This window comes from Streptomyces sp. 4F14, assembly GCF_048159485.1.
Classification (GTDB): Bacteria; Actinomycetota; Actinomycetes; order Streptomycetales; family Streptomycetaceae; genus Streptomyces.
The window spans coordinates 230224-246391 of record NZ_JBLRVY010000008.1 but is presented as its reverse complement, the minus strand read 5'-3'; the positions used below and the strand labels follow the sequence as shown (position 1 = coordinate 246391).

The 16168-nt window shown below is 71.6% G+C and carries 17 protein-coding genes; 9 read left to right on the top strand and 8 right to left on the bottom strand.

Going from position 1 to position 16168, the window contains the following annotated elements; translation table 11 throughout:
* Positions 1 to 33: 33 nt before the first annotated feature.
* The 4 genes from ACLZOT_RS16435 to ACLZOT_RS16420 are packed head-to-tail and all read right to left on the bottom strand — an operon-like array spanning position 34 to position 3072.
* A complete protein-coding gene (locus ACLZOT_RS16435; protein ID WP_416969645.1) occupies positions 34 to 828 on the bottom strand; it encodes an acyl-CoA thioesterase in 795 nt (264 codons plus the stop codon).
* A gap of 8 nt (positions 829 to 836) precedes the next feature.
* Positions 837 to 1571 carry an acyl-CoA dehydrogenase family protein gene (locus ACLZOT_RS16430; RefSeq protein WP_416969644.1) on the bottom strand — a complete coding sequence of 245 codons (735 nt, stop codon included), beginning with the start codon at positions 1569 to 1571 and terminating at the stop codon, positions 837 to 839.
* Positions 1572 to 1576: 5 nt separating this feature from the next.
* Positions 1577 to 2665, bottom strand: a complete 1089-nt coding sequence (locus tag ACLZOT_RS16425; RefSeq protein WP_416969643.1) for an acyl-CoA dehydrogenase family protein — start codon at positions 2663 to 2665, stop codon at positions 1577 to 1579.
* Positions 2662 to 3072: a nuclear transport factor 2 family protein gene (locus tag ACLZOT_RS16420; RefSeq protein WP_416969642.1), complete on the bottom strand. Its 411-nt coding sequence runs from the start codon at positions 3070 to 3072 to the stop codon at positions 2662 to 2664. The genes ACLZOT_RS16425 and ACLZOT_RS16420 overlap by 4 nt, the downstream gene beginning before the upstream one ends.
* Before the next feature lie 93 nt (positions 3073 to 3165).
* On the opposite strand from ACLZOT_RS16420, the gene ACLZOT_RS16415 reads away from it, so the two are divergent.
* The 6 genes from ACLZOT_RS16415 to ACLZOT_RS16390 are packed head-to-tail and all read left to right on the top strand — an operon-like array spanning position 3166 to position 8672.
* Positions 3166 to 5271 carry an ABC transporter permease subunit gene (locus tag ACLZOT_RS16415; RefSeq protein ID WP_416969641.1) on the top strand — a complete coding sequence of 702 codons (2106 nt, stop codon included), beginning with the start codon at positions 3166 to 3168 and terminating at the stop codon, positions 5269 to 5271.
* On the top strand, positions 5255 to 5980 hold the full coding sequence (locus tag ACLZOT_RS16410) for an ABC transporter ATP-binding protein (protein WP_416969640.1): 726 nt from the start codon (positions 5255 to 5257) through the stop codon (positions 5978 to 5980). The genes ACLZOT_RS16415 and ACLZOT_RS16410 overlap by 17 nt, the downstream gene beginning before the upstream one ends.
* Positions 5977 to 6684, top strand: coding sequence for an ABC transporter ATP-binding protein (locus ACLZOT_RS16405; RefSeq protein ID WP_416969639.1), 708 nt, complete (start codon positions 5977 to 5979; stop codon positions 6682 to 6684). The genes ACLZOT_RS16410 and ACLZOT_RS16405 overlap by 4 nt, the downstream gene beginning before the upstream one ends.
* Entirely contained in the window at positions 6681 to 7073 is a 393-nt protein-coding gene (locus tag ACLZOT_RS16400) for a hypothetical protein (RefSeq protein WP_416969638.1), read from the top strand. Before ACLZOT_RS16405 ends, ACLZOT_RS16400 begins: the two co-directional genes overlap by 4 nt.
* On the top strand, positions 7045 to 7356 hold the full coding sequence (locus ACLZOT_RS16395; protein WP_416969637.1) for a hypothetical protein: 312 nt from the start codon (positions 7045 to 7047) through the stop codon (positions 7354 to 7356). Before ACLZOT_RS16400 ends, ACLZOT_RS16395 begins: the two co-directional genes overlap by 29 nt.
* Before the next feature lie 17 nt (positions 7357 to 7373).
* Positions 7374 to 8672 carry an amidohydrolase family protein gene (locus tag ACLZOT_RS16390; RefSeq protein ID WP_416969636.1) on the top strand — a complete coding sequence of 433 codons (1299 nt, stop codon included), beginning with the start codon at positions 7374 to 7376 and terminating at the stop codon, positions 8670 to 8672.
* Positions 8673 to 8722: 50 nt separating this feature from the next.
* Here the strand turns inward: ACLZOT_RS16390 and ACLZOT_RS16385 are convergent, their stop codons facing one another.
* Genes ACLZOT_RS16385 through ACLZOT_RS16375 form a run of 3 tightly spaced genes read right to left on the bottom strand, consistent with a single transcriptional unit; the run spans position 8723 to position 11388 of the window.
* Positions 8723 to 10066, bottom strand: coding sequence for a hypothetical protein (locus ACLZOT_RS16385; protein ID WP_416969635.1), 1344 nt, complete (start codon positions 10064 to 10066; stop codon positions 8723 to 8725).
* A 15-nt stretch (positions 10067 to 10081) separates the two neighbouring features.
* Positions 10082 to 10903 (bottom strand): hypothetical protein, encoded by an 822-nt coding sequence (locus ACLZOT_RS16380; RefSeq protein WP_416969634.1) that lies wholly within the window; start codon positions 10901 to 10903, stop codon positions 10082 to 10084.
* A 23-nt stretch (positions 10904 to 10926) separates the two neighbouring features.
* Positions 10927 to 11388 (bottom strand): hypothetical protein, encoded by a 462-nt coding sequence (locus ACLZOT_RS16375; protein WP_416969633.1) that lies wholly within the window; start codon positions 11386 to 11388, stop codon positions 10927 to 10929.
* Between the two features lie 288 nt (positions 11389 to 11676).
* Between ACLZOT_RS16375 and ACLZOT_RS16370 the strand changes: the two genes are divergently transcribed.
* Genes ACLZOT_RS16370 through ACLZOT_RS16360 form a run of 3 tightly spaced genes read left to right on the top strand, consistent with a single transcriptional unit; the run spans position 11677 to position 15215 of the window.
* A complete protein-coding gene (locus tag ACLZOT_RS16370; RefSeq protein ID WP_416969632.1) occupies positions 11677 to 12858 on the top strand; it encodes an RCC1-like domain-containing protein in 1182 nt (393 codons plus the stop codon).
* A complete protein-coding gene (locus tag ACLZOT_RS16365) occupies positions 12848 to 13999 on the top strand; it encodes an RCC1 domain-containing protein (protein WP_416969631.1) in 1152 nt (383 codons plus the stop codon). The genes ACLZOT_RS16370 and ACLZOT_RS16365 overlap by 11 nt, the downstream gene beginning before the upstream one ends.
* 19 nt (positions 14000 to 14018) lie before the next feature.
* Positions 14019 to 15215, top strand: coding sequence for an RCC1 domain-containing protein (locus ACLZOT_RS16360; protein ID WP_416969630.1), 1197 nt, complete (start codon positions 14019 to 14021; stop codon positions 15213 to 15215).
* A gap of 54 nt (positions 15216 to 15269) precedes the next feature.
* On the opposite strand, the gene ACLZOT_RS16355 is transcribed toward ACLZOT_RS16360, so the two are convergent.
* Positions 15270 to 16094: an SAM-dependent methyltransferase gene (locus ACLZOT_RS16355; protein ID WP_416969629.1), complete on the bottom strand. Its 825-nt coding sequence runs from the start codon at positions 16092 to 16094 to the stop codon at positions 15270 to 15272.
* Positions 16095 to 16168: the final 74 nt, after the last annotated feature.

Here is a 16168-nt window from a genome sequence, read left to right as displayed (position 1 = left end):
GGCCGCCCTGAGGAAGGCCCCTCCTCGAACGGTTCACCCCCCGAACCGCAGCAACGCCTCCTGCGCGTACGAGGCCACCAACTCCCCGCCCTCGTCCAGCACATCGCCCCGCCCGAAACACCGCCCGTGCGCCGCCACCGGACTCTCCTGCCGCAGCAACAGCCACCCTCCGGTCGCGGGCGGCCGGTGGAACCACACCGTATGAGCGGTCACCGCCGACGCGAACAGCCGCCCCGAGTCCCCCTGCGTCACCCCGGCCACCGGCCGCAGCGCCGTCCCGATGAGCGTCAGATCGGTCGCGTACGACAGCAGCGCGGGCCCCAACTCCCGCCGCACCGAAGGAATCCGGGTCCACAGCTCGTACACCGGCGCCTCGGACTTCACCGTGTCGAGATCGCTCGACGCCCTCGACTCCCAGGGCAGCAGCCCGAGTTCGACCCGCCGCTCCTCCCCGGGCACCCCCGGCACCGCCTCCACCGTCTGCCGCCCAAGGCCCTCCTCCCACCCGTGCAGACTCGCGCCCGCCACCGCCACCACCCCGTGCTCCTGCCGCGCCAGCAGCCGCACGGTCGCGAAGGTCCGCCCCTCCTGCACGACGTCCACCTCGTAGCGCACCGGCTCCCCGGTCCGCCCCTCGCGGGTGAACTGCGTGTGCAGGGACTTGAGTTCCTTCCCGGGAGCGGCCAGCACCGCAGCCCGCGCGAACTGCGCGAGGAACTGCCCCCCGAACAGCCGCCGGTACTCCAGCCGTTGGGAACGCCCCTCGAAGACCCCCGGCGAGACGGGCGCCAGTTCGAGGCACCCCAGCAGATCGTTCCAGTCGGTCATGACACCCCTCAGAGTTCGACGAGACGCGGCGCCCGCCCCTCGCGCACCAGCAACTCCCCGGCCTCGCGGGTCAGTTCACGCGCCGACCCGAGCAGCCCGTCCAGCACGAGGACACGCTTCACATGCCGGTGCAGCTCGTGCTCGGCCGTGAACCCGAGCCCGCCGAGCGCCTGCCCGCAGTGCCGGGCGGCGAGCAGCGCGGCCCGCCCGGCGGCGGCCTTCCCCAGCAGGGCGCCCACGTCATCGGAGGCGGCGTCCAGCGCGGACGATGCCCCCTCCAGCGCGACGTACGTCTCCGCGAGCCGATGCCGCACCGCCTGGAACGAGGCCAGCGGGCGCCCGAACTGCTCCCGGTCCAGCACGTGTTGACGAGCCAGCGTGAGCATCGCCCGCCCGCTCCCGACCAGCCACCACCCCAGCGCCCGCCGTCCGGCCCCCACCGGCACGGACGAACCCCCCGACACCCGCCGCACCTCGAACGGCGCCTCCCGCCCCCACCGAACCCACCCCCCACCGGCGAACGGCAACGGCACGCTCCCCCCGAGCCCCCGCCCCGCCTCCCGCAGCACCACGTCGTTCACGACGGGCACCCACGCCCCCGTCTCCCCGAGCAGCCGGAACAGGATCGGTACGACCCCCTCCTCGTCCAGCATCTCGGGCCACCCCAGCTCGGCGAGGTCGGTCCCCGAGACGAGGGCCTTGCGGAGGGTCTCCTCCAGCAGAGCGCGTTCCGTGGCGTCCACGCGCCTCACTCCTTCCCGAGGTCGAGCAGGCGGCGGGCGACGATGTTGCGCTGGATCTCGGCCGTGCCGCCGTAGATGGTCGCCGCCCGCGAGTACAGGTACTCCGTCCGCCACGGCGACTCGCCCAGCTCGATCACCCCGGGCAGCAGATCGCGCGCGGTGTCGTAGAGCCGCTGTTCGGCGGTCGCCAGGAGGATCTTGTCCACGGACGTCTCCGGGCCGAGGCGTCCGCCGTCCGCCAGCCTGCGCTGGGTGGCCGCCGAGCGGGCGCGGGCCGTGTGGAGGTCGAGCCAGACGGCGCCGAGCGCGTCGGTGTCGGGTTCGCAGCCGACGGCCAGGAGGCGGTCAAGTCGCGTGTGGAGGTGGGCGATCCGGTGCCAGAAACAGGTGGAGCGCTCGTGCGGGAGGAGGTCCATGGCGAGCCGCCAGCCGTCGCCCTCCGCACCGAGCAAGCGCTCGGCCGGGACGCGTACGTCGTCGAGGAAGACCTCCGCGAACTCGTCGACACCGTGCATCGTGCGCAGCGGGCGGACGGTGATGCCGGGGGAGTCCATGTCGACGAAGAACGCGCTGATCCCGGCGTGCCCGGGACCGCCCGTGCGGGCCAGCAGCACACAGCGGGCCGCGTACTGCGCGAGGCTCGTCCACACCTTCTGGCCGGATACGACCCACCCGTCGCCCTCGCGGACGGCCCGCGTCGACAGGGACGCGAGGTCGCTGCCCGAACCCGGCTCCGAGAACCCCTGGCACCACTGCTCGGCGCCCCCGAGGAGCCGGGGGACCAGCTCGGCGGCGAGCGCGGGCGGCGCGTAGTCGATCAGCGTCGGCACGAGCACCTCGACCATCGACCAGATACCGGGCTCGGCGAGGTCCCGCGCGGCGACCTCCTCGCCCAGCACGGCCCGCAGCACCTCAGGCCCGCCGAGTCCCCCGACCTCGGCGGGCCAGCCGTACCGCATCCAGCCGGCGTCCCACAACGCGCGCCGGACACGGGCGAGTTGGGCGACCTGGGCGTCAAGGCTGTCCCCCTCGGCGGAGAGATCGTGCGCGTCCAGCCAACTCCGCAGCCCTGTACGGAAGTCCGCGACCCTCATGAACGTGTGAAGGCGTGCGGGCGCCCCGAGTCGTGGGTGCCGCTGCGCCGGATGAACGTCATCGAGCGGGTGCGCAGCCGCCAGCCCTGGTCCGTGCGGACGTACGTGTCGTTGTAGTAGCCGATGCGCATCGCGTGCTCCGAGTGCTCGACGAAGCACAGGGGTTGGGTGCCGGTCGCGGTGTCGCCGGTGAGGTCGATGGCCGGAGTGCCCACCAGGAACAGGCCCTTGGGGGCGGCGGCGACCAACGCCGGGAACTCGTCGAGGGGGTAGGTGTCGCCGAAGGCGCTGTAGGTGCCGTCCGGGGTGAAGACCTTCAGCACGTGGTCGATGTCGCCGCGCGTCATCGCGACGGCGTAGCGGGCGAGGAGCTGCTCGATCTCTACGAGGTCGGTGGTGGGACTCAACGTGACACCCTCCTGATGAGAACGTGATTCTCGCAAATGAGTATCGTGCACGAATGGTTGATTCTCCAATAGAGAGAAGCTAGTTTCCAAGCCATGGATCAGTTCCTGGCCTTCACGGTGGTGGGTCTGACCACGGCGGCGATCTACGCCGTGATCGGCAGCGGCCTGGTGCTCACCCACACCACGGCCGGAGTCTTCAACTTCGCGCACGGCGCGGCGGGCATGTTCGCCGCGTTCGCCTACTGGCAGCTCGCCGTCGGCTGGGGCTGGCCGGTTCCGCTCGCCCTCGCCGCCGTCCTGCTCGTCCTCGCGCCCGCCTTCGGACTGCTCGTCGAGCGCGTCCTGATGCGGCCCGTCCAAGCGCTCGGGGAGGCGGAGCGGCTGGTGATGACGGTCGCCCTGCTCACCGGGTGCATCGCGCTCGCCCGCTGGATCTGGGACCCCAACACCCCGCGCCCGCTCAGCCCGTTCCTCACCGACCGCCCCGCGCTCGACCTCGGCCCGGCGACCGTCACCTGGCACCAGGCCATCACCATGGCCGCCGCCCTCGCCATCGCGGCCTGCCTGTGGTTCCTGCTGCACCGCACCCGCGCCGGCACGGAGATGCGCGCCTCCGTCGACGACCGCGCGCTCGCCGCCCTCACCGGCGCCGACCCCCTGCGCGCCGGACGCCTCGCGTGGGTCCTAGGCATCCAACTCGCCGCCGTCGGCGGCATCCTGATCGCCCCGACGGTCGCGCTCGACGCCCAGCAGCTCTCCCTGCTGATCGTCTCCGCGTACACCGCCGCCGTCTTCGGCCGGCTGCGCAGCCTCCCGCTCACCTTCCTCGGCGCCGTCGTCGTCGGCCTCATGGAGGCGTACCTCGCCGGGTACCTCCCCCAGAACGACTACCTCCCCGGCCTGCGCCTCGCCGCCCCCGCCCTGCTCCTCCTGCTGGCCCTGCTCGCCTTCCCGCACCGCCGACTGCGGGGCAGGGACCGCAAGTTGGTGCGCGTCCCCCTCCCGCAGGCGCGCGGCTCGCTCGTCTTCGCGGGGTGCGTCGTCCTGCTCGCGGTCGTCCTGGTGACCGTCCTGTCCGAGGACAAGGTCATCTCCTACGGCACGATCTTCTCGCTCGGCGTCGTCGCCCTGTCCTACGTCCCGCTCGCCGGATACGCGGGCCAGATCTCGCTGTGCCAGCTCTCCATCGCCGGCATCGGCGCGGTGGTGTGGGGACACCTCGGCGACCGGGGCCAACTCTGGGCGCTCCCTGCGGCCGTGCTGATCGCCGCCGCCGTCGGCGCGCTCATCGCCCTGCCCGCGCTGCGGCTCTCCGGCATCTATCTCGCCCTGGGGACAACGGCGTTCGCCGTGATCCTCGACCGGTGGATCTTCACACTGCCCGCGTTCGACGTGTTCGGCGTGCGCATCGCCTTCTTCGACCAGGGCTCGGTGTCGGTGACCGGCCCCGACCTGTTCGGCTGGCACCTCACCAGCCCGGTCCAACTCCTGCTGCTGGCCGCCGTGTTGCTCGCGGCGACCTCCCTCGGCGTCGCCGCGCTGCGCCGGGGCCGCTTCGGGCGGCGCCTGATCGCCCTGCGCGACAGCGAGGCCGCCTACGCGACGCTGGGCGGGCGGCTGCTGGGCGCCCGGGTCGCCGTGTTCGCACTGTCGGCGGGGATCGCGGGACTCGGCGGCGCGCTCTACGGGATGCAGCAACAGACCGTCACCGCCGAGCAGTTCAACATGATCGCCGGACTCCCGATCTTCCTGATCGCCGTCATCGGCGGCCTCGGCGCGGTCGGCACCGGCCTCTTCACCGGGCTCGCCTTCGTCGTACCGACCCAACTGTTCAACGAACTCGGCTCCTGGGCCCACGACGTGTCGGCCCTCCTCATCGCCCTCGCCGGGATGGGGCTCGCCCACAACCCGAGCGGGGTGCTCACCGGAATGCGGGAGGAGTGGACGCCGCTCGCCCGGGACCGGGTGCTGATGCCGGTACTCCTCGGGACGCTGGCCGCCGGCTGGGCGGTGACCGCGACGGGGCTGCTGCCCGGATGGCCGGTCCTGGTCGCCGTCCTCGCCGTCGCCCTAACGCTGCGGTCCCGCGCGGCAGTTCAGCTCAACCCGACAGGTGACGTACCGGTCGAGTGGTGGGGGATACGGCGGCCCTGGCGGGCGGACGACGGGGAGGTGCTGGCCCGTGCCACAGCGAACTGACCTCTTGAGCGCCGACCACGTCACCGTCGCCTTCGGCGGACGCCGGGCCCTCGACGACGTCTCCCTGTCCGCCGCCCCCGGCAAGGTCACCGGCCTCATCGGACCCAACGGGGCAGGAAAGAGCACCCTGTTCGACGTCGTCTCCGGCCTGCGCCGACCCCAGACCGGCCGGGTGACCCTCGACGGACACGACATCACCCGCGAGGGCCCCGCCCGCAGAGCCCGCCGGGGCATGTCCCGCACCTTCCAGCACCTGGAACTCTTCGGCCGGTTGACCGTACGCGACAACCTCCTCGTCGCCGCCGAACTGAGCCCCGCCCGACGCGACGCCGCCCGGCTCGCCGACCAGGTCCTCACCCGCCTCGGCCTCACCCACCTCGCCGACGCCCCCGCCGACGCCCTGCCGACCGGAATCGCCCGACTCGTCGAAGTGGGCCGGGCGTTGGTCCTCGGCCCCCGCATCCTCCTCCTCGACGAACCCGCCGCCGGCCAGGACCCCGAGGAGACCGAACGCTTCGCCGCGCTCCTGCGCTCCCTCGCCGACGACGACGGCACCGCCGTCCTCCTCGTCGAGCACGACATGAGCCTCGTCATGACGGTCTGCGACGAGGTGTACGTCCTCGACCTGGGCCGCGTCGTGGCCTGCGGCCCGCCCCAGGTGGTCCAGCGCGACGAGACGGTCCTCGCGGCCTACCTGGGGGAGTCATGACCGCACTGCTCGAACTCGCCGGGATCCGGGCCGCGTACGACGGGATCACCGTCCTGCACGGCGTCGACCTCGCCGTGCACCCCGGCCAGATCGTCGCCCTCCTCGGACCCAACGGGGCCGGAAAGACCACCCTGTTGAAGGTCGCGGCCGGCGTCCACCCACCCAGCGGCGGCCGGTTGCTGCTCGGCGGACGCGACGCGACCGGCATCCGCGCCGGCGACCTCGCCCGCGCCGGGGTCTGCCTCATCCCCGAGGGCCGGGGCGTCTTCCCCAACCTGTCCGTGCGCGACAACCTCCGCATGATGACCTTCACCGGCCGCCGCCAGGAGGACATCGAGGAGGCCGCGTACGCCCGTTACCCCGTCCTCGGCACGCGGCGCACCCAGGCCGCGGGCACCCTCTCCGGCGGCGAGCAGCAGATGCTGGCCCTCGCGCGGGGCCTGACGACCGACCCGGCCGTCCTCCTCCTCGACGAACTGTCCATGGGGCTCGCCCCGTTGGTCGTCGCCGGGCTCTACGAACGCGTCGCCGAGATCGCCCGGCAGGGCGTCGCTGTCCTCGTCGTCGAACAGTTCGCCGCCGCCGTACTCAAGATCGCCGATCACGCCGCCGTCCTCGCCCGCGGCCAGGTCCAGTGGCAGGGCAGCCCCGACGGCTCCCTGCACGCCGAACTCTCCTCCTACTACCTGGGGAGCGCCCCATGACGCAGGACGCCCGCGCGGACCGGTTCGTCCGTGACCTCGCCGACCTCAAGATCCCCGACCCCGCGAGTGCCCGCAACGTCCTGTGGCTGCGCCTCGGCGTCCTGCTGATGCTCGCCGGGCTCGTCCTCGGCGGCCTCGCCTTCCCCCTCGCCCATGCCACCGACTCGACGCTCGGCCAGGGCGACGCGCTCGCCCTCGGCCTCGGCGGCGTCAGCGCGGCCGTCGTCGGCGCCGCCCTCTTCCTGCGGTACTCCCTCACCGGGTTCCTGCGGTTCTGGCTCGCCAGACAGGCGTACGACCTCGACCGGCTGGGCGACCGCCTGACCCCCCTGCCCACCCTCCCGGAAGGAGAGCCGCGCCATGGCGTCGCAGACCCCGCGCCCCGGTGACCAACTCGCCTCGACCGTCTCGACGGCCCGCGTCATCGTGATCCGCGCACCCGGCGAACTCACCGGCGCGATCGAGTGTGGCGGCCAACCCCTCCTGCCCGCCGCACAGTTGGTCTCCCCACCCACCGGATCCGGCACAGCCGACGTCCTGATCGGCAAGCGGTACGTCGATGCCGGCGACACCCTCGAACTGCTCTGCACCGCCTCCGGGGCCGGTGAACTCACGTACGGCGGCGAGCCGTTGACCGTCAAGGCGGCAAAAGCACTGCCCGCCTCCGACTAAGTCCAAGGAGCGTGTTCATGCACCACGACGACATGATCCTCATCAGCGTCGACGACCACATCATCGAGCCGCCCGACCTCTTCGCCAACCACCTCCCCGACCGCTACAAGAAGGACGCCCCCCGCCTCGTCCACCTCGACGACGGCTCCGACATCTGGCAGTTCCGCGACAACCGCGTCGGCAACTCCGCGCTCAACGCGGTCGCCGGGCGCCCCAAGGAGGAGTACGGCCTGGAGCCGCAGGGCCTCGACGAGATCAGGCCCGGCTGCTACGACGTCGACGAGCGCGTCGCCGACATGAACGCGGGCGGCGTCCTCGCCCAGATGAACTTCCCCTCGTTCCCCGGCTTCTCGGCCCGCCTGTTCGCCACCGAGGACCCCGACCTCTCGCTCGCCCTCGTGCGCGCCTACAACGACTGGCACATCGACGAGTGGTGCGCCGCGCACCCCGGACGGTTCATCCCGATGGCCCTCCCCGCCATCTGGGACGCCGAGTTGTGCGCCCAGGAGATCCGCCGGGTCGCCGAGAAGGGCTGCCACTCGCTGACGTTCCCCGAGAACCCCGTACCCCTCGGCTACCCCAGCTTCCACACCGAGTACTGGGACCCGGTGTGGAAGGCCCTCACCGACTGCGGCACGGTCATGAACCTGCACATCGGGTCCTCCGGGCGGCTCGCCGTCACCTCCGCGGACGCGCCGCCCGACGTGATGATCACCCTCCAGCCCATCAACCTCGTGCAGGCGGCGGCCGACCTGATGTGGTCGCGGGTCCTCAAGGAGTACCCGGCCGTCAGGATCGCCCTCTCCGAGGGCGGCACCGGCTGGATCCCCTACTTCCTCGAACGCCTCGACCGCACCTACGAGATGCACGCGACCTGGACCCTCCAGGACTTCGGCGGCAAGCTCCCCTCGGAGATCTTCCGCGAGCACTTCCTCACGTGCTTCATCTCGGACCCGATCGGCGTCAAGCTCCGCAACGAGATCGGCATCGACAACATCTGCTGGGAGGCCGACTACCCCCACAGCGACTCCATGTGGCCCAACGCGCCCGAGCAGTTGCACGAGGTCCTCACCACGCACGACGTCACCGACGCCGAGACCGACAAGATGACCCACCTCAACGCGATGCGCTGGTACTCCTTCGACCCGTTCGCCCACATCCCCCGCGAACAGGCGACGGTCGGCGCCCTGCGCGCCGCGGCGGCCGGGCACGACGTCTCGGTCAAGTCCCGCAGCCACCAAGTCATCGCCCCGGCCGAGAAGTTGGCGGTGTTCCGGAAGAAGGCGGAGGCCGCGCTGGCGGCGCGGGGGGACTGAATGCGGAAGGGGTGACCGGCACATACGGTCACCCCCTATTCGACGTCACCTCAGCCGATCCGCCGCACCCCCGGCGCCGTGGGCATCGACGGCCCCGTCAGCCCCTTGTCCGTCGACGAGGCAGGAGCGTCCGCCCCGACCGGCGTCGTCGTCATCGGCCGAGCCGCCATGCACCGCTGCTTCTCGGCGTCCGCCATGGGCCCCGTCCGCTGAAGCAGCCGATCAGGTACAGCTCGTGACGGACCGTCGACCACCACGTGCACCCGATAGTCGTCCTTCTTGCTGGCGAACCACCCCTCCACCCGCTCCCGCGCCGGCTGCAACTCCACCCAGCTCACCTCACCCGGCTGGATCCGCTCGACGACCGTCCGCTGATCGCTGCTGAACCACTGCCACGGCCGCTTCCACGCCTTCTCGTAGGCGAGCGCGAACTGGGTAGCCATCGGGCGGGACGTGACGCGCTTCTCGTCCTCCGTACGGTCACCGGACGTGGGCAGCCGGGCCACCTCCTCCAGCGACAGACCGGCGTCCGCGTACGTCTGCGCGACGCTGTCGTGACTGCGCTCGGCGAAGCTCAACACCCGCGTGTGCTCAAGGGTGTTGCGCGTGCAGTTGACGAACGCCTCCCCGATGACCCGGGACCGGCCGTAGTACCGGAACGACGTCCGCCGGTCGGGCCGGAACTCGCACGCGTTCTCCCCGTTGCACGCGGCGAGCGCGTTGTGCAGGGACTTCTCCTTCTCGTTGCCCTTGAACGCCTCCGACGTCCCCAGCGACATCCGGTCGACGGTCTGGTCCACGGCGGGCGGCACCTCAACGGCCCTGATCCGCGCGACCATCGGCGAACAGGTGATGTGCGCCTTGGAGTTGGCGACCCTGGAGGTGAACGTGAGCAGCGGATCGTTCTCGGACGCGGTGAACGTGTACGTCCGCACGGTCCAACGCCCGCTCCCCGGCGTCCCCTTGACCCGGTCGGGATCCTTCGCGGTGGTCACCGGCTGGACGGCACCCCCGCTCGCCTCGACGGTGTACGCCTGCCCGTCCGCGACGTCCGCGGGCAGGCACTCCTTCGACACGGCGGGGCTGTCCTCGTAACTCACCGTCACCTGGGCCCCGTTGCGTACACCGCGCAGCCGCTGGGAGAGGGTGTTGCCGTCCTTCTGGAGAGCGACTCCGTGCGAGCCGTCGGTGCGGCCGGACGCGGCGGGGGAGTAACGCTGGTTCGCGCCGGTCCAGTTGTCGATGCCGACGGTGGTGGGACCGTCCCCCTTCATCGCGGGTTCGGCGAAATCGCCGTTGAGGACGGGGACGGGCTGTTCGGCGGGGGCCGCGACCGCTGGGCAGGGTGCGGCGAGAGCGAGGGACACGAGCGCGGGAAGGACGAGATGACGCATGGGAGAACTCCTCGCTCAGGGGCCGGGAGGCGGGGTGGGTGCGGGCCGGATGCCCTGGCAGACGTTCGGCGGCGCCGCGTACGTCTGCGCCACGAACGAACTCGTGTTGACCATCGACGGACTGTCCACGGAGATCCCGAGAATCTTGCTCCCGATGTCCGTGAGGAGATTCCCGGTCACGCGCCGCATCGCCGCGCTCGCACCGAACACCAGGACGTCGTGCGCCTTCACGGTCGTCTTGTACGTCGTCTGCTCGGTGGTCTCCACCGTCCACGACTTGGAGTACGTCGCCTTGAACTCGGCCTCGAACGCGAGCCGCGCGGTGAGTGATCCGGAGACCGTCGCACCGCCGGACACGGTCGTCTTCGTACCGGTCTCGTCGGTCGGACCCTTGCTGAGGTCAGGTGTCTTGTGGGTGTTGGAGCTCTCGTTGGCCAGGTTGGTCGTGACCGAACCGGTCGTGTTGACCGTCCCCTCGGCGGTCACCTTCCCGGTGATCTCCCCGCCGATGTTGTCGGTGCTGCTCGCGTGCAGCGTCACCACACGCTCGATGTTCATGTCGCTCTGCGTGCAGTTGACCACCGAGTTGCCCAGCGACCGTACGGCGGTGGCGAATTCACGGGTCAGTACGCGGTTGATGCGGAAGGAGCAGGCGGACTTCTTCGTCTCGCAGTACTTCAGGACGTCCTCGACCTTCGCGGGCTTCCCGTCGGGCCCGACGGCACGCGCGGCGGGCGGCGGACCGGGGTCCCCCTCGGGCAGCGGAGCCGCCGAGACCGGCGTGGCGAGCGCGAGTGAGGTCAGTACGGCGGGGACGAGCAGGGCGGTACGGCGCACGGCACTCTCCTTGACGGTGGGGTTCAGGAACCGAGCAGGGAACACAACTGGTCGTTGGGGAACGGCGATTCACCGGCCGGGAGGGTGGCGGCGAAGCCGGAGCAGACGGTCGTGGAGGTGGACGACGCGTTGTCCGCGGGCTCCGTCCTGAACCCGGAGATCGTGTCCTTCATGTCGGCGATGCCCTGCTTCTCGGCGGCTCCGGACCCGGAGAGCTTCTCCATGCACTCCGAGGAGCCCGGCTCGCACTCCTGGATCTGCTTGCCGACGGCGTCGATCTGCTTCTGCGCGTTCGCCGCCCCCTCCTCGGTCTTCTTCTGCTGGTCCTCGACCTTCTGCGCGGCGGCCTCGGAGTCCTTGCACGCCTCGTCCTCGGGGGCGCACTCCGAGGCGGCGACGGCGACCGCGTGCGCGGGCGACACATAAGCGGTGGAACAGACGGCCAGCGCGAGGGCGCAGGCGCACAGGAAACGGCGTGCGGGCATGGCGGCTCCCGGGGAGAGAAGAGGGGGATTCGAACAAGCGGGGCAGACGCTAATCGGACAAACGCACGGAAAACCGATCGAGGCGTGCGTGTCGATCATGGTTCACCGCATCGGCCCACGGCCCCTGAACGGCCGGTTTCCCGCCCCGCCCGGAAACCGCCACGCCGGGCAACTCGAACGGACGTCCGTCAATCAGGTGTTTCGAACATCTCGGCTCGCGGCCTTGATCGTCTCCCGGGAGGCTGCTGGAGGGCGCCCCACCCGAATCCGACGAAGGAGAGCACAGCCATGTCCCGCCTGAGAACGCTCACCGCCCTCACCGCGATCACCGCCACCCTGGCCCTCGCCCCCACCGCCGGCGCCAACGAAGGCAACCCCACCGTCCTGAGCTGGGGCGCGGGCCGCACCGGCCAACTCGGCAACGGCACCCTCTCCGACAGTCTCTCCCCGGCCTCCGTGACCAGCCTCTTCCGGGGCGACGTCGACCAGATGTCGGCCGGCGGCACCTCCTCCGCCGACTCCTTCGCCCTCGCCCGCACCGACACGACCGTCAAGGCGTGGGGCCACAACTCCTCCGGCCAGCTCGGCAACGGCGGCAACACCAACCAGACCGTCCCGACGACCGTCCCCCGCCTCAGGGGCATCAAGGACATCGCCGCCGGCGGCCGGCACGCCCTCGCCCTCGACACGAACGGCCAGGTCTACTCCTGGGGCGACAACGCGTACGGCCAGCTCGGCAACAACCGCACGGGCGGCAGCCGTACCGTCCCCGACCGGGTCCAGGGCATGCCGAAGGTCAAGCAGATCTCCGCCGGCTGCGACTTCAGCCTCGCGCTGCTGGAGAACGGCACGGTGTACGCGTGGGGCCGGGGCATCCACGGCCAGCTCGGCACCGGGAACCGCGCCACCAGCTCCGTACCGCGCAAGGTCGTCGGCCTCAAGGACATCTCGAAGATCGACGCGGGCTGCTACCACGCGCTCGCGATCACCGCCGACGACACGGTCAAGTCCTGGGGCTACAACCTCTACGGCCAGCTCGGGAACTCCTCCACCAAGTCCTCGACCGAGCCCGTCGACGTCGACTGGATCGAGGGCGTCTCGGACATCGAGGCCGGTGCGCACCACAACTACGCGATGACCAGCGACAGCCACGTCTGGGGCTGGGGCAGCAACCAGTACGGCCAACTCCTCGAAGGCGACGAGGCGTTCGGCGACAACGTGTCCCGCACGAACCGCACCGCGCCGGTCGAGATCCCCCGCCTGGAGGGCGTCCAGCACCTCGCCGCCGGGGCCCGGCACGGGGTCGCGGTGACCGCCGACGACGTCTTCACATGGGGGCACAACGGGGAGGGGCAGCTCGGCAACGGGACGACGGTGTCGCGGTTCGACTCGGTGAAGATCCTCCAGGAGGGGTCGGCGATCAAGAACGTGGCGGTGTCGCTCGGGGGGAACACGACGTATGCGTACTGAGGCCGCCGCGCTCGCCGTCGGCCTCGTCCTCCTCACCGGCGGCGCCGCGCACGCCGGACCGAGCGACCCGTGGGTACGGGCCTGGGGCGCCAACGGCGTCGGCCAGCTCGGCAACGGCAGCACGCTGGCGCAACCCACCCCGGCGGCGGTCAGGGGCCTGCCCCGGGGCGCCGTACGGCAGGTCGCGGGCGGCGGCTGGAACGGGCCCAGCAGTTTCGCCGTGGCGCTGCTCACGGACGGCACGGTACGCGCCTGGGGCGCCGGCACCGACGGGAGGCTCGGCGACGGCACGACCGTGAACCGGCCGTACCCCGTCACGGTGACCGGCCTCGCGGGCGTCACCGAGGTGGCCGCGAGCGCGGGCGCCGGATACGCCGTACGCGGCGGACGGGTGCTGGCCTGGGGCGACAACACGTACGGCCAGGCCGGTGACGGCGTGTCCGGCGGGTCACGCACCCGGCCGGTCGCCGTGCAGAGTCTCGACCGGGTGAAGAGCCTCGCCGCCGGCTGCGATCACGTCGCCGCACTGCGCGAGGACGGCAGCCTGTGGAGCTGGGGCCGCAACCACGTCGGGCAACTCGGCATCGGCACCACCACCGACCGGGCCACCCCGCAGCGGGTGCCGGACCTGACGGACGTGGTGTCCGTGACGGCCGGCTGCCACCACACGCTCGCCCTCACCGCCGACGGGACGGTCAAGGCGTGGGGCCGCAACTGGGACGGCCAGCTCGGCAACGACTCCACCACGGACAGCCCGGTGCCCGTCGACGTCCGGCACCTCACCGACGTGGCCGCCGTGTACACCGGCGGCTACCACAGCCTCGCCGTCCTGGACGACGGGAGCGTACGCGCCTGGGGCTGGAACGGCTCCGGGCAGCTCGGCGACGGCACCACCGTCAGCCGCACCACGCCAGTGCCGGCCGCCGCTCCGGCCGAGGTGCTGTCGCTGGCAGCGGGCCGGGACCACACGCTCGCCGTTCTCGCGGACGGCTCGGTCGCCGCCTGGGGCGACAACACCGACGGCCAACTGGGCGACGGCACGGGCCGATCCTCGTCCGCGCCGGTCACCGCGCTGCCGCCGGGCAGTGGGACCACCGGCGTCACGACCTCCCTCTCCTGGAACTCCAGCTATGCCTACTGAACCGAAAGGCACCATCCCCGTGAGACCCCTCCTCCTCGCGGCCCTCGCCGCCACCACCCTCACCCTCGCCACGCCCGCCCACGCGGCCGGCCCCGCCGACCCGTGGGTCCGCGCCTGGGGCGACAACGGCGTCGGCCAGCTCGGCAACGGCTCCAAGATCAGCCAGCAGACCCCGGCCGCGGTGACCGGCCTGTCCCGGAACGACGTCCGCAAGGTGTCCGGCGGTGGCGGCACCGCGAGCGGCACGGGCGCGAACGCCACCACCAACTCCTTCGGCATCGCCCTCCTCAACGACGGCACGGTCAAGAGCTGGGGCGCCAACACCACCGGCCAGCTCGGCAACGGCACGACGACGAACCAGGAGTTCCCGGCGACCGTCGCGGGCGTGTACGGCGTCAGCGACGTCTCGGCGGGCGCGGACCACGTCCTCGCCGTCAAGGACGGCCGGGTACTCGCCTGGGGCAGCAACGCGACCAAGCAGCTCGGCACCGGCCAGGACACCACCAACCCCTACAAGAACCCGACCCCTGTCCAGAGCCTCGACCTGGTGAAGGACGTCGGCGCGGGCTGCGGCTTCAGCGTGGCCCTGCGCCAGGACGGCACGGTGTGGACGTGGGGCTCCAACGCCAACGGCCGTCTCGGCGTCCCCGGCGTGCCGGTCACGACCACCACGAGCCGTGAGACCCCGCAGCAGGTCCCCGACCTCACCGACGTCGAGTCGATCGCCGTGGGCTGCGACCACGTCCTCGCGCTGACCGCCGACGGTGTGGTCAAGGCGTGGGGCAAGGGCGCCGAGGGCCAGCTCGGCGACGACAAGAAGGCCGACAGCCCGACGCCGGTCGACGTCGCCTACCTCGGCACGGTCGCCCGGGTCTTCGCCACCAACGCCTCCTCGTTCGCCGTGTTGGACGACGGCAGCGTCCAGGCATGGGGCAAGAACGACACGAAGCAGCTCGGCGACGGCACCACCGCGAACCGCACCACCCCGGTGCCGATCGACTCCCTCAAGGGCGTCCAGGAGATCGCGGGCGGCCCCGACTTCACGCTCGCCGTCCTCGACGACGGCTCCGTCATCGGCTGGGGCGCCAACGCCGCCGCCCAGCTCGGGGACGGCACGGTCGTCAGCCCGCCCGGCACGACGACGGCCCTGCCCCCGGGCAGCGGCGTCACGCACGTCGCCGCACTGAAGTCGGGCAAGTCGGGGTTCGCGTACTGACACGCAAAGAGAGAGGCGGGGCCGGAAAGAACAGGCCCCGCCTCACCGACACACTCACGCCTTGCGCGCGACCGCCCCGTACGCGTCCACGTACACCCGCTGCGTGTCCGCGTTCGGCCGCCACTCCGTCACCTGCACGACACCCGGCTCCAGCACCTCAAGCCCGTCGAAGAAGCCGCCGATCTCCTCGACGCTGCGGACGTAGTACGGCACGGCGCCGCTCTTGTTGTACGCGTCGGACGCGGCGATCATGCCGTCGCTGGTCGACGTCGAGTCGCTGATGACGAGGTGGCTCCCGGACGGCAGCCCGGCCATCAGGTCACGGACCAGCGTGCGCGCCTGCTCGTACTCGCCGACGTGGCCGAGGGTGTTGAGGATCATCAGCGCGACGGGCTGCGAGAGGTCCAGCGTCCCGGACGCCTTCTCCAGGATCGCCGCCGGGTCGTACATGTCCGCGTCGAGGTACGCCGTGACGCCCTCCTTCGTACTGGTCAGCAGCGCGTTGGCGTGGGCGAGGACGATCGGGTCGTTGTCGACGTACACGATCTTCGTCTCGGGGGCGACGCGCTGCGCGACCTCGTGCGTGTTGTCGGCGGTGGGCAAGCCGGTGCCGATGTCGAGGAACTGGCGGATGCCGACCTCGCCGGCGAGGTGCGTGACCGCGCGGCCCAGGAAGTGGCGGCTGGTCACCGCGACGTCGACGAGGCCCGGGAAGATCTCCTTGATCTGGTCCCCGATCTCGCGGTCGACCTCGTAGTTGTCCTTGCCCCCGACGAAGTAGTTCCAGAACCGCGCCGAGTGAGGCGTGGACGTGTCGATCCGCGCGCGGGCCTCCTGGGCCTGGCTGGCGGGGGAGTGGGTGTCCTGGGTGTCCGACACGGCGGAGCCTCCTGCGGATGATGAACAACGCTGATCAGAACGCCACCCTAGGCGAACACCCTTTGGCCGAAAGC

What these genes read in the sequence shown, in the direction of transcription:
- ACLZOT_RS16425 (WP_416969643.1), bottom strand. Translation starts at nt 2,665, where the DNA reads ATGAGGGTCGCGGACTTCCGTACAGGGCTGCGGAGTTGGCTGGACGCG.
- ACLZOT_RS16415 (WP_416969641.1), top strand. Translation starts at nt 3,166, where the DNA reads ATGGATCAGTTCCTGGCCTTCACGGTGGTGGGTCTGACCACGGCGGCG.
- ACLZOT_RS16390 (WP_416969636.1), top strand. Translation starts at nt 7,374, where the DNA reads ATGCACCACGACGACATGATCCTCATCAGCGTCGACGACCACATCATC.
- ACLZOT_RS16365 (WP_416969631.1), top strand. Translation starts at nt 12,848, where the DNA reads ATGCGTACTGAGGCCGCCGCGCTCGCCGTCGGCCTCGTCCTCCTCACC.
- ACLZOT_RS16370 (WP_416969632.1), top strand. Translation starts at nt 11,677, where the DNA reads ATGTCCCGCCTGAGAACGCTCACCGCCCTCACCGCGATCACCGCCACC.
- ACLZOT_RS16405 (WP_416969639.1), top strand. Translation starts at nt 5,977, where the DNA reads ATGACCGCACTGCTCGAACTCGCCGGGATCCGGGCCGCGTACGACGGG.
- ACLZOT_RS16435 (WP_416969645.1), bottom strand. Translation starts at nt 828, where the DNA reads ATGACCGACTGGAACGATCTGCTGGGGTGCCTCGAACTGGCGCCCGTC.
- ACLZOT_RS16395 (WP_416969637.1), top strand. Translation starts at nt 7,045, where the DNA reads ATGGCGTCGCAGACCCCGCGCCCCGGTGACCAACTCGCCTCGACCGTC.
- ACLZOT_RS16375 (WP_416969633.1), bottom strand. Translation starts at nt 11,388, where the DNA reads ATGCCCGCACGCCGTTTCCTGTGCGCCTGCGCCCTCGCGCTGGCCGTC.
- ACLZOT_RS16385 (WP_416969635.1), bottom strand. Translation starts at nt 10,066, where the DNA reads ATGCGTCATCTCGTCCTTCCCGCGCTCGTGTCCCTCGCTCTCGCCGCA.
- ACLZOT_RS16400 (WP_416969638.1), top strand. Translation starts at nt 6,681, where the DNA reads ATGACGCAGGACGCCCGCGCGGACCGGTTCGTCCGTGACCTCGCCGAC.